Genomic DNA, 14,524 nt, shown 5'->3' with positions numbered 1-14,524 from the left:
CGGAGCCTCTCTCCAGCCTCTCAACTCGCCGCCGCCGCTCCGGCCCCCCTCTCCCTCCTCCATCGCCAATCCCCTCCCCATTCTCGGCCGCCAGCGCCATCGACCCGATGCGGAAAGTGGTGCGTCACGCGGGAGCGCGCGAAGAAATTTCAGGACAAATTCAACGGGATGTCCTATCTTCCGCCCCGAAGCGGTACGTGCCGCTTTGGGGCGTGGAAACCCCTGTGAACGGTTGGTGCTGGCCGATACAGCATCACCTCCTTGACCTTTGGGTCGGGGGGCCTGACGCTATGTCCAGGTTCTCCGAACTAAAAGCTCAGGGCCGTTTCACACGGTTTCCAACCCCCCGATCATGGGGTCATTGAGCATTGGACGGCGGGGACGTACCGCCGAAGTTGCTTCAGGAGAAACCGTTGGCTGAAGGTCTCGTCTTCACTTTCTATACCTATGCCGATGCCCGTATTCCGCGCGAGGAGCGCTGGAAGCCGACAGGGCTGCGTGATATTTTCTTCGACAATTACGACGACGTGAAAAGCACCGTTCTTGCGATGCGCGACGACATCGCCGCCGATCCCGACATGGAATGGGAGACGACGAATATCGAAAAGGTGGAGACGGTCCCGATTTGTCAGTCCAGCGTCCTGGCGCTGATGAACGATGGACCTGGTGCGTTTGTTGCGAACTACGAAGTCATCGAGACCATCGGTTGATAGGTTTGCAGGACCTCACCTGCTTCCGCCTTGAACATCTTTACTTTCTGGGCCACTCCACTTATATATTCTCCGCAAGGAGAATAATTGTGGCCGCGACGTATCGAAAGTATACCCCTGCTGAAGCAGCTGCGGTCAGCGGGATTGCTGTGAAGACCGTGCACAATGCCATCGACAAGCGCATCGTCTCGACGGCAACGTCGAGGACTGGCGGTCGAGCGTTGACGGACGACGATCTTCTGTACCTCAAACTGTGGTATGGTGTTGGTTCGATCCTGTCCGCCGAGCGCAGGAAGCGTCTTTTCGATGCAATCGCCGATGATCCGAAAGCTGAGACCGTCCGGGCCGACGATTACCTTATCGTCGACGTCGCTCGCGCGCGCCAGCAGCTGGCGGTTCGCGCCGATGCGCTGCGGGAAGCTGAGGCTGCAATCCACAGCGTCAAAGGCGTCGCCGGTGGAGATGCCGTTTTCAAAGGCACCCGCGTGCCTGTCCGCGCTATCGCCGGCATGCGAGCACAGGGCGCTGCGGTTGAGGATTTGCTTGACGGCTATCCTGCCCTCACCGCGCGTATGATCGAGTTGGCAGAGATCTGGACCGCCGCCCATCCGGCGCGTGGCCGACCCAAGACGCTTTCCGAGCAGGGGTTGCGCTTAAAGGAGTCGAAGAAGGTTCCTCTGAAATCCGTCTCGCGGCCATCGGCAGGCTCGCATTCGTGAAACTCCTGATTGATGAATGCCTTCACACGTCGCTCGTGACCGTGGCTCAGACCCGCGGCCACGAGTGTTTTCACGTCAACTGGCTGGGATTGAGCGGAGAGACCGACTGGGATCTCATGCCGCGCATCGTCGAAGGCAATTTCACCTTCGTGACGAACAATGCCCGCGACTTCCGAAAGCTCTATGCGAAGGAAGAGCTGCATGCGGGCCTCGTCATCATCGTCCCGCAGGTTCTGCCGGCTCGGCAACGCGAGATGTTCGATGCCGTGCTGGACGAGCTGGCGAACAGTGACGAGCTTATCAACGAAATCATCGAGATTTCCGTCGAGGAGGACGCGCTCGTGATTACCCGATACGTCCTCCCCGAAATCGGATAGGCGCCGCCTGGACGGTGGAGCGAAATGCTCTTCGCTGAGCCGGAGAGCCCCAAACTATCAGTGAAAATTCCGGCTCTTCACCTTCAGCCGGTCGATCAGGAGATCGGGGACGAACAGGTCTCTGGCGGGCGCCGCCGCCTTCGGCCGCTCGCGCGGATCCGGTGCGCCATTCCCCCGCGCGAACTCGTCACCCCGGCCATGCGGCAAGGGAAACTGTTCGTCCCGTTCGCCCAGCCGGCCGAGATCGTCCGACAGGTCGAATAGACGCTGCGCGACAAGGTGAACGACGTCCCCTTCCCGCTGGATTTTTCCGTTGATCGCCATCATCGAAGCCGAGAGAAGAACACGGCGCTGGCGTTCGAACAGCGTCGGCCAGACCACCGCATTGACGATGCCGGTCTCGTCTTCGAGGGTGAGAAACATGACGCCCTTGGCCGAGCCCGGCCGCTGGCGCACCAGCACGAGACCGCCGGTCATCAGCCAGCGGCCGTCGCACTCGGCCATCGCCTCGGCGCATGTCACCATCCCCTTCTGGCGAAGGTCTTTGCGGAGGAAGGCGATCGGGTGCTGGCGGAGGGTGAGGCCGGTGTGGGCGTAATCTTCGACGACCTCGTGCCCTGCCCTCATCGAGGGCAAGGCGACCGAGGGCTCCTGCATTTCCGCGACCTGGCGCGCTTCGCGCTCGGCGGCCGCGGCCCAAAGTTCAAGCGGCTCGTCACGCAGACCTTTGATCGCCCATAGCGCGTCGCGGCGCTGGAGCTGTAGCGACGGTAAGAAGGCGTCGGCCTCGGCCAGCTTCACCAGGGCGGCCGTCGGCACGCCGGACCGCCGCCACAGATCGTCAGCAGACGCGAAAGCGTCTTCGGCGCGCGCCGCCACGATCCGGGCGGCGTCCGCGGTCGAGAGCCCCTTCACCATCCGCATCCCGAGCCGGACCGCGCAATGACGGCTTCCATCGACTTGCTCGAGTGTGCAGTCCCAGCGTGAAGCGTTGACGCAGACGGGCCGAATCTCGACACCATGCTGGACGGCATCCCTCACGATCTGCGCCGGCGCGTAAAATCCCATCGGCTGCGAGTTCAAGAGCGCCGCGCAAAAGGCGTCCGGGTGATGGCATTTGACCCAGCTCGACGCATAGGCAATGAGGGCAAAGCTGGCGGCGTGGCTCTCGGGAAAGCCGTAGCTGCCGAACCCTTCCAACTGCGAAAATGTGTTCTCGGCGAACTCGGCCGAGTATCCGTTCTTGACCATGCCGGCAATCAGCTTGTCCTTGAACTTCGAGACGCCGCCGGAGAATTTGAAGGTTGCCATGGATTTTCGGAGCTGGTCCGCCTCGCCGCCGGTAAAACCGGCGCAGACCATGGCGACTTTCATGGCCGACTCTTGAAACAACGGGACACCGAGGGTTTTCGAGAGCACCGCCTCCAGTTCGGCTGTCGGATAGACGACCGGCTCCTTGCCTTCGCGCCGGCGGAGATAGGGATGCACCATGTCGCCCTGGATCGGCCCGGGCCTGACAATAGCCACCTGCACGACCAGATCATAAAATGTGCGGGGTTTCAGGCGCGGCAGCATCGACATCTGCGCCCGGCTTTCGATCTGGAAGGTGCCGAGCGTGTCGGCCTTGCGGATCATGGCATAGGTGCGCGGATCCTCGGCTGGGATCGAGGCGAGGTCGCGGACATCACCCTTGTGCCCGGCCATCAGGGCGAAGGCCTTGGCCATGCAGGTCAGCATGCCCAATGCCAACACGTCGACCTTCATGAATTTCAGCGCCTGTATATCGTCCTTGTCCCATTCGATGACCTGGCGATCGTCCATACGCGCCGGTTCGATCGGCACGAGATCGTCGAGCCGGTCATTGGTCAGGACGAAGCCACCGGGATGCTGGCCGAGATGGCGCGGCGTGCCCATCAGCTGCTGCGCCAGTTCCAGCGTCAGCTTCAGCCGGTAGTCGGCCGCGTTGAGATTGTTCTCCCGGATCTGCCGTTCCGAGACCCCTTCCGACCAGCCCCAGACGCCCGACGATAGCTGGCCGATCATGTCTTCCGGCAGACCGAGCGCCTTGCCAACATCACGCAGCGCCCCCTTGGCCCTGTATCGCGTTACCGTCGAACAAAGCGCGGCCTTGCTGCGACCGTAGGTGTTGTAGATCCACTGGATGACCTCCTCCCTCCTCTCATGCTCAAAATCGACGTCGATGTCCGGCGGCTCGTCCCGCTCCTGGCTAATGAAGCGTTCGAACAGCAGGTCGTTGGTATCAGGGTCGATGGAGGTGACGCCGAGACAATAGCAGACGGCCGAGTTGGCGGCGGAGCCCCTGCCCTGGCAAAGAATCCCCTTCGACCGGGCGAACCGGACGATCGAGAACACCGTCAGAAAATAGGGCGCATAGTTCATGACCCGGATCAGCTCCAACTCGTCGCGCAGGGATTTCCGGACCTTGTCGGGCACGCCCTCTGGATAGCGATTGGTGGCTCCCTCCCAGGTGAACTTGACCAGCGACTGCTGCGGATCGAGCCCAGGCACGATCGCCTCTTCCGGATACTGGTATTGCAGCTCCTTCAGGTCGAACTTACAGCGCTCGACGATCTCGCGGCTGCGCGCCAGAGCGTCCGGGTATTCGGCAAAGAGCCGGTGCATCTCCTCCGGCGCCTTGAGAAAGCGGTCGGCATGGCGCTCGCGGTCGAAGCCGACATCATCGATGGTCGTTCGCGTCCGGATGCAGGTCACGACATCCTGCAACTGCCGGCGGCTTGGCTCATGGAACAGCACGTCGTTGGTGACGACGGTCCTCACTCTGGCGCGGGCGGCCATGGTGGCGATGCCGTGCAGGCGCATCCGGTCGTTCGGCCGGCGGCGCAGGCAGAGGCTCACATAGGCGCGATCACCGAACAGATCCGCCATCTTGCGAAGCGTGACGGCGCAGGCCTCGTCGGCTTCGTCCGGCACGAGCACGCCGATCATACCGGTGGCGTGTTCGGCGACGTCGGCGAAATCGATCAGGCAGTTACCCTTGCCGCCGCGGGCTTTGCCGAGCGACAGCAGCCGCGTCAGCCGCGAATAGGCCGGGCGATCCATGGGATAAACGAGGATCGACATACCGTCGGTCAGGTCGAACCGGCATCCCACGACCAGCCGAACGCCGGTGGCCTTGGCCGCTTCCCAGGCGCGCACGATACCGGCAAGGCTGTTGCGGTCGACGACGCCGAGCGCATCGATGCCGAGTGCGGCTGCTGCGGCGAACAGTTCATCGGCGCTGGATGCCCCGCGCAGGAACGAAAAATGCGTCGTGACCTGCAACTCGGCATAGCGTGTCATCCGAACACCCCATGCACGAACCACAGATGGGAGCCGGTCTCCGGATCGATGCCGTCGCCGGCGCGATAGACCCAGTAACGCTCGCCAAGCTCGTCCTCGACCACGAAGTAGTCCCTGACCGCCTGGAACTCGCGCGGCCGGCGCCACCACTCCCCAAAAATCCGTTCCGGGCCGTCGGCGCGCACGACCTTTCGGCGCTTGCCGCGCCACGTAAACACCGCCGGCGGCTGGTCCGGCAGGAGGGCGATAACCTCGATGCGCTCCGGATCTGCGAAAAGCCGCGTCGGCCGCGGCCATTTCACCGCCCAGGCCTCGCCGATGTCAGGCGCGGTCGCTGCGATCCTCCTAACCGAACGCTCCGGCACGTCGGAGGCGACGGGCGCGACGCGAAACAGCCGGTGGCCGCGATTGCCGAGGATGTCGACCAGCGGCGTGATGTCGGCGATCTCCTCCTCGATCAGCGAGGAAGCGACCTGCCGCTCCTCCAGCGGCTCGGCGAAGACGGCGACCAGCACCAGCTTCTCGATGCCGAAGCCGGGATCGATGGTCTCGATGCGGTCGCAGAGAAGCTTCGACAGCCGAGCCGGATCTCGAACCGGCTTGGCAAGACCGGCACGCAGATGTTGCCTTGTATTGTCGACGCGATAGACGAAGAGGTCGCAGCGCCGTGCACCAAGACCATTTTCCGCAAGGCGCGCTGACAGTTGCCCGACCAGCCGGCGGACATATTTGGCGATCGTTTCCGGCGCCCCGATGGGTTCGGCGAAATTCTTCGCCACCTCGACAAGCTCCGGCGTACGGATAGGTTCGATCGGTTCGGCGATCCGACCGAACATCTGATCGAGTCGGCGCGCGGGCTCGGGCCCAAACCGTAGCGTCAGCGGCGCGCGCGGCATGGCCGAGAGCTGGCCGACCGTGTCGATGCCGAGAACACGCAGGCCCTGGACGGTCTCCGTCGGCAGGCGTAGCGCAACGATCGGCAGATCGATGACCGCCTTCGTCACATCGCCCGCCGGCACCACCGTCGTTTCCGCCGCCAGCAGGCGGGCGAGCGCATGCGCCGCGCCCCAGGTGTCGGCGACGGCGGCGCGCGCGGTCAGCCCGCGACCGCGCAGCATGTTGACGAGGCTGGAGATGAGAAGCGCTTCGCCACCGCGCAGGTGATCCGCGCCTTCGGTATCGATGGCAAGGCCGTCGGCGCCATCGACGGCGACGACCGGGCTGTATTGCCGGAGCGCCCAAAGCGCCAGCCGTTCCAGCGCAGCTGCGTCCTCGGCCGGAGCCGCATCGGCCATGAGGAGATCGGCAACCATGGCCTGCGCCTTGCTGGCGGCCATGCCGATGCGCAGGCCGAGCTTCAATGCGGCGGGATCGGCGGCAGAGATCCAGCGTTTCGAGCCGCGGCGGGCAATGACGACAAGCGGCTTGTCAACCGGCAAGGCTTCGCCAGCGCGCCGTCTGATCCGCTCGGTCGAGAGCTGTGGGAAGAAGACAGATACGACCCTTGTCATCGGGGGCTCCAATTTCGAATTCGGCGCATTCGCCGGCTTTCACGCGCATCAGTTCCGCCAGCCAGCGCGCCCTCCCGACGCCGGCAACAGGTAGTCTTTCCGACGGCAAGGTGCTGATGCGCCACCGTGTCGTTGAGGCCGTCGGCTGCCCATAGTCCGATGCCTCGTTCTGTCGTCGCCATCGCCGCAGCACGATGCCCATGGCCCCCGTCTTCTCGGCGGCGAGCTGAAGGCGCCGCGACGCGGTCATTGGCAGACGGACAAGCTCGCCGACCACGGCGGCAAGCCCGCCGAAGGACAATCCCTCCTCCATGGCCGACAGCGCTTCCTCTTCCCGATCGCTTTCGCAGAACACGACACGGTCCGGATGGAGCCCGGCCTGGGCGACCGCAGGGAAAAACAGATCGGGGCGCGTCATGCACCACAGAACCTTTCCACGGGATCGGGCTGCGATGCCGGCAACGAACAGCGCCGCAGCAGCGCCATCGACCGTCCCTCCCCCGCCGCCGGCGATCTCGTGCAACGCCCCGAAGGCGAGCCCTCCTCCCGGCAGTGCCCGATCAACCTCGGAGACGCCGAAAGGCAGCACTTGCCTTGCGCGCATCGAGCCGCCTTCAAGCTGGCCGATGCGCTCGCGAAGCTCCGCCAGCACGGGGTTGAGGGCATGGTTTGCCACGGCAGAATTGTTACTCCTTCAGGGTTTTCAGCGGTTCTTTAAGCTGATATGTTCATTATTTGTTCCGATTGCCCAACTGAGTCAATCGGGCCTCCGCTCCGGAAGTACCCCTCGGCTAAGTCGTTGAAACGAATCCCTTAGCTTCATCAAGGAGATATCCATCGATCGGAGGGGTAGGAAATTTTTCTTAGGCATGCTGGGGACAAATGGCGGCTGCGCATCTCGAAAAACTCAACGATCGGCAGCGCGAAGCTGTTGAACATGGCGTTGGTCTGCCGGACGGAAAGATTGGCGGCCCGCTGCTGATCATTGCCGGCGCGGGCAGCGGCAAGACCAACACGCTGGCACACCGCGTCGCGCACCTGATCGTCAACGGCGCCGATCCGCGGCGCATTCTGCTCATGACCTTTTCCCGTCGTGCGGCCTCGGAAATGGCGCGCCGCGTCCAACGCATCTGCCGGCAGGTGCTCGGCGACAACGCCGCCATCATGACCGACGCACTGGCCTGGGCCGGCACCTTCCATGGCATTGGTGCCCGGCTCCTGCGCATGTATGCCGAGCAGATCGGTCTCAGCGTCGACTTCACCATCCATGACCGGGAAGACAGCGCCGACCTGATGAACCTCGTCCGGCATGACCTTGGTTTTTCCGCCAAGCAGAGCCGGTTCCCCACCAAGAGCACCTGCATCGCTATCTATTCCCGCGTCGTTAATTCGCAGGCTTCGATCAAGGAGATCCTGAAATCGTCCTATCTATCCCTGGGTGCTGGAATGGGAAGAGGAGCTGAAGCAGCTTTTTGCCGCGTACACGGAAGCGAAACAGGCGCAGAACGTCCTGGATTACGATGACCTCCTGCTCTACTGGGCGCAGATGGTTTCCGAGCCGGAGCTGGCCGAGGACGTCGGCAACCGTTTCGATCACATCCTTGTCGATGAATACCAGGACACCAATCGCCTGCAGGCGTCGATCCTGATGTCTCTCGCGCCGGGCGGCCGCGGCCTGACTGTCGTCGGCGACGATGCGCAATCGATCTATTCCTTCCGCGCCGCGACCATCCGCAACATCCTCGATTTTCCGAAGGAGTTCTCGCCGAGACCCGCCGACGTCATCACGCTCGACCGCAATTATCGCTCGACCCAGCCGATCCTGGCTGCGGCCAACGGTGTCATCGAGCTGGCGCGGGAACGCTATACGAAAAATCTCTGGACCGACCGCGCCTCCGAGCAACGGCCCATGCTCATCACAGTGAAGGACGAGATCGACCAGGCCGCCTATATGGCCCAGTCGGCCCGAAGCTGCGATTTTGGCCAAGTTGAAGAACGAATGTTGAACGTTCGTGCCTACCAGGACCGTTCGTCACCACCGATTTCGTGGATATCGACCTCGATGGAGCACCTGTAGCTCTCGGCGATGTTGAACATCTCTGTCTGGAGATTTTCGATTTCATCATCCAGGCTGACGCCATCGGGCTCGCGGTCATAGGTGATGGTCAGAGTGTAATCGCAGTTACCGGTCTTTTGCATCTGATAATCACGCTTCAGCATCGCCTCAATGCGCTCACGAGCGGGCTTTCTGCCCCGGCCATGTTTGTTGAAGTTCTCGATGATCAGATGCAGGGCTATTGCGGCGGACGGCGGCTTCTCCGGCAGCTCGGTCTTTGGCGGAACGTCGAGCGCCCGATAGACGGTCATTCTCGAGACCTTCAGCTCGCGGGCAACACTCGCCTTGCTTGCTCCGGCGGCGACGCGGCGTCGGATCTCATCGTCATCGACGTTTTTCTTCCGGCCTTTGTAGGCGCCTTCGATCTTGGCGGCTTCGATCCCGGCACGCTGGCGATCCTTGATGAACTTCAGTTCCATGTCGGCAACCATGCCGAGGATGGTGATCACCATCCTTCCCATGGTTCCGGCCGTCGTGACTTCCGGCTCAAGGATCCGAAGAGAGGCTCCCTTTTCCTCAAGCTCATGGACTAGGTTCAGAACGTCGCGTGTGGAGCGGCCGAGCCGGTCGAGGCGCAAGACGACAAGCTCATCGCCGGCGCGCAGGAACTGCATGATCGTCTCAAGCTCCGTGCGCCCGGTTCGCGATCCGCCGGAGCCTGTTTCCGAGCGAACGATTTCGCAACCCGCCGCCTTCAACCGGGCGATCTGGATATCGAGGTCCTGGTCCGTGGTGCTGACGCGGGCATAACCGACGCGGGTCATGAGCAAATCCGTCACATTAGGGTGGCTCCATTCTTGTATCGTCACATTGATGGCGAATCCACCCTTTTGTGACATGTCGCATATGTCACTTTCGATCGTCACGCTAAGGTGCACCCAAATGTGATGATCGGGATTGCCTCGGTCATGCCGCCAGCCGCCCAAAATCGATCCGGCTATTCAGATCGAGGTCGAAACGACCATATGGGTTGACGTGACTGTAAATCAGCGGCGTGAGGCCGCGATAATCCTCCGGCGTCATCCGGCCCGCCCATTTCGGTTCCACCAGCACGGTCTGAAGCATGCGGGTGTTCACGTAGACGAGTGACGCCTGCAGCAAATGCAGCGCAAGGGCGGAGACCTCCTGCCCGTCGACCCGGTTGGTGGCGATCTCGCCGCCCTTGCCGAAGAACACGAACCCGTTGGCGCTGTTCCAGTTCTCCACGACATTCAGCCCCTCGTGGATTTCGCGGCGGAGCGATTCCTGACGAAGATACCGGCACAGGAAGATCGTCTTGACCGCGCGACCGAGCTCGCTCAGCGCCTTGTAGGTCGGGTGCATCACTTCGGCGCGGGCAAACCGGCGCAGGATCGCCTCCGGGTCCGCCGTTCTCGTCTGCATGGCGGCGGCGTATTTGACCATCTCATCATATTGCTGCTCGATCTCCTCCCAGTTGATCGCGCCGGAAAGGATCGGCAGGAGATTCGGGAGCCGCGCGCGCATCGCCGCGTCCGGAATCGCCAGCTTCTGGCAACCGATGGCTTTCAGACGCGGCGCGAGTTCGAACCCGAGAAGGCGACAAAACGCGAAGCCGACCGCGCTCTGACCATGGCTGTCGACATACTGGCGCTGAATTTCCATGTCGGTGCAATGGCGAAGAACGCCTTCGATCATGGAAGCGACCTCCGAAGACGAGCACCGCTTGAGCTGCGAATAAACGCAGGTCGCGCGTTTCTCGACGTGCCAGTAGATCATGACGCCGCGCCCACCATAGCGGGCATGCCATTCCGTCATGAGATTGCGGTCCCACGCGCCGAACTTCGTAGAATCGGACGCGCAGGCCGTGCCCGCGTCACCCCAAACGGCTGCGTTGCGGATCGCCAGCGTCGCGTTCGCAACCCGCGCGCAGGCCTCTCTCAGTGCCGGTGCATGGATGAAGCGACGATGAACATGCAGCAATTCCTCATAGCTCACATCGGGTGTCGCGCCCGCGACCCGCTTGATCCCGGCATTCGTGCCGAGCGCATAGAGGCACAACAAAAGCCGTCGATCCAGCGTCTCTTTCGATAGAGAAACCCTCGACGCCGACGTTTCGAAAGCATCCAGAAAGCCGGTATCGAGTGCAGCCTCCTTCAGCACGTCGAGCAGCCCGGTCATCGGCCAGCGTCCGCCGATCTCGCCTTTGATCGCATCGAGGCCTTTCGGCTCGGGTGCAGGCTTGAACGGTGTGATCGAGATGCGGTTTTCGCCACGCCACAGAAGCCGGACCTTATCATTGTCCGGGATATTGGCATTGAGGAGCAACAGTTACCGCTCAAGCTCTGAACAGATGGCAGACGTAAACGTCCTCGCGTCTGGTGTCAGGTTGAGGCCGGAATAGTAGGCGTCACGCCGGATTTCGAAGTCTTTGGGAAGATCGTCGTCAGGGTTCCGGTAACGGTCCGCGCCAACGACCCAGATTTCCTTGGAGCGAATGCGGTCGCGCAACAACGTGAGAACGCAAAGCTCGAAGCCGATCCGGTTAACACGCCCATCGTCGTCGATGACGGAGCTGCGCCACCTGGCGGGAATAACCTCATCAATCGGAACGTCCTGCACCGGCACGAACCGGCAGCCGTCATCCATCTTGCTCCGAATCCAGTCGAGCGCCGCAAGCACCGGGCGCCACATGGTGTTGTTCGACCGGAATTCCAGAACCGAAAGCAGGCTGGGCAGCATGCGCCGGTAATGATTGGCCCAGGAAGAGCGCATCACCGTAACGGCCCGATTGCTACCGCGGGGAATATGTCTTGACGCGTGCGGCGATCTCTTCGTCGAGGACGAAGCAATCGAGGAACTCTTGCCATGTTTCCGCAGACCTACGCGCGTCGCTGAGCATCTGCCTGAGTTCGTCAACGCCATCGTCTGTCAAAGCTGACGTACTCTCGTCGTCACCGGTCACGACGCTGATGATATTGCCATAGGTCAGGTTGTCATCATTGCTGATGATCTCCCGGAGGAGGTCGACGTCCTCTTCGAGGATTTCGGCGACATAGTCGATGGTGAAGACGAATCTGACCGTTGCCATCAGGCGGCCTCGGCGCAGATGATCGCCGCTGTCGGCTTCCAGTTCCAGGGGAGCAGTTCGGCGAGGCGATTGATCTTGTGATCCTGAATGCGGTCGAGCACGTCAGCCAGATAGGCCTGCGGATCGAGGCCATTCATCTTGGCAGTTTCGATAATCGTCATGGCCCGCGCCAGGGTCTCTGCTCCAGTGTCGGCACCCGCGAAGAGCCAGTTTCGTCTTCCAACGCCGACAGGACGCAACGCCCGCTCGGCGGCGTTGTTATCGATTGCGACACGGCCATCTTCCAGGAACAGGCAGAATGAGGACCACCTGCTCAGGCCATACCGGAAAGCGCCCGCCAGATCACTCTTGCCGGGAATACGCGTCAGTTGCGCTTCGGCCCAGAGGCGGAATGCTTCGACCTTTGCCTTGCTGTGCTTCTGGCGCGTGGCAAGACGGATATCGGCAGACTTGCCTGCAACCTCGCGCTCGATGTCATAAAGCGCACCGATACGGTCGAGCGCCTCGCGGGCAATCTCGGATTTGTTCGAGGTCCAGATATCATGGAAGTCGCGCCGCCAATGCGCCCAGCATGAAGCCTCCCGGAAGCGGCGTGTCCCGTCCGTTCCGGCCTCATATAACTTCGCATAGCCTTTGTAGCCATCGGCCTGAAGGATGCCGCTCGCTTGGCTGAGGTGACGGTGAACGTGCTCTTCCTTCCAGTCGGGAGCAAAATAATAGATCGCCCCGGGCGGAGCTGTGCCCGCCCATGGGCGTTGGTCCCGGACATAGGTCCAGAGCCTGCCCTTCTTCACCCCTTTCCCCAGCCCCTTGTCGCGCAGAGAGCGATCCAGAACCCGGATCGGCGTGTCGTCGGCGTGGAGAAGATCGCTGCTCATGATCGCCGCCTCGATCAACTCGATCAGCGGTAGGAGCACCTGCATGGCGCGGCCACACCAATCCACCAGCGTGCTGTCGGGGATATCAACGCCCATGCGGGCAAAGATTTCGTTCAAGCGATAGAGCGGCAGGTGGTCATCAAATTTCGAGACCAGAATATAGGCCAGGAGACCAGCACCCGCCATGCTGCCCGGTATCGGACGGCTGGGCGCGGGCAACTGCACCATCTTCTCGCAGCAGCGGCAGGACTTCTTCAGCCGGGCAATCTCGATGACCTTCATCTGCGCGGCGATCATGTCAAGGATTTCGCTGACGTCTTCACCGACAAGCCGCAATTCGCCACCGCAAGCGGGGCAGTGCGCGCCGGGATCGAGTTCCCTGCGCTCGCGAACGGCCTTGTCCGACACGCGCGGACGGCGGCGCATGGTCTTTTCCGGCATGATTGCCTCAGACGCGGCAGGCGCCGCTTCCTCGATCTCGGTGAGAGGCTCGCTGCTGCTTTCCGAGGCGGCAATCATCAGGTCCTCCAGCGCCAGTTCCAACTGCTGGATTTCCCGTTCGATCTTTTCCGACGATTTGCCGAAGCCATGCTTCTTCAGCCTGGCGATGCGCAGCCGCAGGGACTGGATCAACTGATCATGCGCCTGCAAGGTCGCCGACATCTTCGCGTTTTGCGCCTCAAGCGCGGCGATCATCGCCTTCAGGAAGGCCGGATCATCGGGAAGATTTTGGCTCGCATTCGACATGAACCTGACTACCACAGGTCAGGTTCAATATCCATAAAAACATGTAAATTCAGTGAGATAAAATCAACAAACACGGGCCGGAGGGGCGCCCCAGTCCGGCCGCCGCCAGTCAATGCCCTCCCACAACATCGCCATTTGCGCCGATGTCAGCCGCGCCGTCCCATCAGCGGCGGATGGCCACGGAAACCGCCCCTTCTGCAAGACCTTGTAATAGAGGCAGAAGCCTTGGCCATCAAAATAAAGAAGTTTCAAACGGTCACCACGACGCCCCCGGAACGCAAAGACAGCACCTCCCGTCGGCTTCTGGCGCAGCACATCCTGCGTCAAGGCAGCAAGGCCCTCAATGCCCTTTCGCATGTCCGTGACACCGCAGGCGAGATAAACACGAACACCTGTCCCAGGCCCGATCATGCCGCTTCAACCGCCCGGATGAGGTGGGTCAGGACCGTCCCATCCACGCCGCTGTCGAAGCGAAGGCTGCGCCCATGGTTCAACCGCAATTCGATCATTGCGGATGCACGCTCCGCCTCCTCGCGCGCGAGCGCCGCACCAGGCATGACGGATATATCGACGGGAAGAAACACTGTATCGGCAGTCGGCGGCAACAGGCCTTTCTTCTTCAGCTCATGCCGCCAGGCGTAAATTTGCTGCCGCATCACGTCGTGCCGACAGGCAACCTCACTCACCGTCGCCCCGTCGAGACCAACTGACATCACAACTTCCAGCTTCGTCTCGTCACTCCAGCGCCGCCGCCGCTCCTTGCCGAGAATTTCCACACGCATTCCTTACCTCGCCCAAGACACGTCATTAACGACGTCGCTAATGACGTGTCTTAGCCAATCAGGCCGCTATCGGGCAGGCGGTGACAATCGGGCGGTTACGCATCACCTTATATATACGCCGATCAAGCGCCCCTTTCGCCTGGCTTTCCTTGACGATCGCCGCCAGCTTATCCTTGCCGACAATCGGGAAAATCACATCGCAGACGCGCCCGGACGGTTCCTCGATCGAGGCGCTGGAGAGGTGGCTCGGTTTGTCTGAACAGCTTCGGGCGTTTCGCTAAGTGGATTTCCGCCTCGATTATGCCGCCACCATC

Annotated in this window: 13 protein-coding genes and 1 pseudogene; 4 read left to right on the top strand and 10 right to left on the bottom strand. The window is 61.9% G+C overall.

Annotated elements, in window-relative coordinates; all coding sequences use genetic code 11:
- Positions 1-413: 413 nt before the first annotated feature.
- The 3 genes from P7F60_RS27010 to P7F60_RS27000 all read left to right on the top strand — a co-directional run bounded on the left by P7F60_RS27010 (position 414) and on the right by P7F60_RS27000 (position 1,806).
- The gene (locus tag P7F60_RS27010) at positions 414-710 is read left to right on the top strand and encodes a hypothetical protein (RefSeq protein WP_277920746.1); all 297 of its coding nucleotides are present in this window, start codon (positions 414-416) and stop codon (positions 708-710) included.
- Between the two features lie 89 nt (positions 711-799).
- Positions 800-1,429: a DUF433 domain-containing protein gene (locus P7F60_RS27005; protein WP_277920745.1), complete on the top strand. Its 630-nt coding sequence runs from the start codon at positions 800-802 to the stop codon at positions 1,427-1,429.
- On the top strand, positions 1,426-1,806 hold the full coding sequence (locus P7F60_RS27000) for a DUF5615 family PIN-like protein (protein WP_277920744.1): 381 nt from the start codon (positions 1,426-1,428) through the stop codon (positions 1,804-1,806). The genes P7F60_RS27005 and P7F60_RS27000 overlap by 4 nt, the downstream gene beginning before the upstream one ends.
- Positions 1,807-1,863: 57 nt before the next feature.
- Here the strand turns inward: P7F60_RS27000 and P7F60_RS26995 are convergent, their stop codons facing one another.
- The 3 genes from P7F60_RS26995 to P7F60_RS26985 are packed head-to-tail and all read right to left on the bottom strand — an operon-like array spanning position 1,864 to position 7,314.
- The gene (locus tag P7F60_RS26995) at positions 1,864-5,127 is read right to left on the bottom strand and encodes an error-prone DNA polymerase (protein ID WP_277920743.1); all 3,264 of its coding nucleotides are present in this window, start codon (positions 5,125-5,127) and stop codon (positions 1,864-1,866) included.
- Complete coding sequence (locus P7F60_RS26990) at positions 5,124-6,638, bottom strand: DNA polymerase Y family protein (RefSeq protein WP_277920742.1); 1,515 nt, start codon at positions 6,636-6,638, stop codon at positions 5,124-5,126. Before P7F60_RS26990 ends, P7F60_RS26995 begins: the two co-directional genes overlap by 4 nt.
- Positions 6,556-7,314, bottom strand: a complete 759-nt coding sequence (locus P7F60_RS26985; RefSeq protein ID WP_277920741.1) for an ImuA family protein — start codon at positions 7,312-7,314, stop codon at positions 6,556-6,558. Before P7F60_RS26985 ends, P7F60_RS26990 begins: the two co-directional genes overlap by 83 nt.
- A 206-nt stretch (positions 7,315-7,520) precedes the next feature.
- Here P7F60_RS26985 and P7F60_RS26980 point away from each other — a divergent pair.
- Positions 7,521-8,592 (top strand): annotated as a pseudogene (locus P7F60_RS26980) (ATP-dependent helicase); the annotation flags it as partial.
- Positions 8,593-8,654: 62 nt separating this feature from the next.
- Here the strand turns inward: P7F60_RS26980 and P7F60_RS26975 are convergent.
- The 7 genes from P7F60_RS26975 to P7F60_RS26945 form a co-directional block, all read right to left on the bottom strand.
- Entirely contained in the window at positions 8,655-9,518 is an 864-nt protein-coding gene (locus tag P7F60_RS26975) for a recombinase family protein (RefSeq protein WP_160788126.1), read from the bottom strand.
- Positions 9,519-9,660: 142 nt separating this feature from the next.
- Positions 9,661-11,040: a transposase gene (locus P7F60_RS26970; protein ID WP_277920739.1), complete on the bottom strand. Its 1,380-nt coding sequence runs from the start codon at positions 11,038-11,040 to the stop codon at positions 9,661-9,663.
- Positions 11,041-11,043: 3 nt separating this feature from the next.
- Positions 11,044-11,487, bottom strand: a complete 444-nt coding sequence (locus tag P7F60_RS26965; protein ID WP_277920738.1) for a hypothetical protein — start codon at positions 11,485-11,487, stop codon at positions 11,044-11,046.
- A 19-nt stretch (positions 11,488-11,506) separates the two neighbouring features.
- Entirely contained in the window at positions 11,507-11,803 is a 297-nt protein-coding gene (locus P7F60_RS26960; protein ID WP_277920737.1) for a hypothetical protein, read from the bottom strand.
- Entirely contained in the window at positions 11,803-13,428 is a 1,626-nt protein-coding gene (locus P7F60_RS26955; RefSeq protein WP_277920736.1) for an IS66 family transposase, read from the bottom strand. Before P7F60_RS26955 ends, P7F60_RS26960 begins: the two co-directional genes overlap by 1 nt.
- Before the next feature lie 63 nt (positions 13,429-13,491).
- Positions 13,492-13,839: an IS66 family insertion sequence element accessory protein TnpB gene (gene tnpB, locus P7F60_RS26950; protein WP_277920735.1), complete on the bottom strand. Its 348-nt coding sequence runs from the start codon at positions 13,837-13,839 to the stop codon at positions 13,492-13,494.
- Positions 13,836-14,210: a transposase gene (locus P7F60_RS26945; RefSeq protein ID WP_277920734.1), complete on the bottom strand. Its 375-nt coding sequence runs from the start codon at positions 14,208-14,210 to the stop codon at positions 13,836-13,838. Before P7F60_RS26945 ends, tnpB begins: the two co-directional genes overlap by 4 nt.
- Positions 14,211-14,524: the final 314 nt, after the last annotated feature.

Source organism: Rhizobium sp. YJ-22 (assembly GCF_029601685.1).
Lineage (GTDB): Bacteria > Pseudomonadota > Alphaproteobacteria > Rhizobiales > Rhizobiaceae > Metarhizobium.
This window is presented reverse-complemented; position numbering and strand designations above follow the sequence as displayed.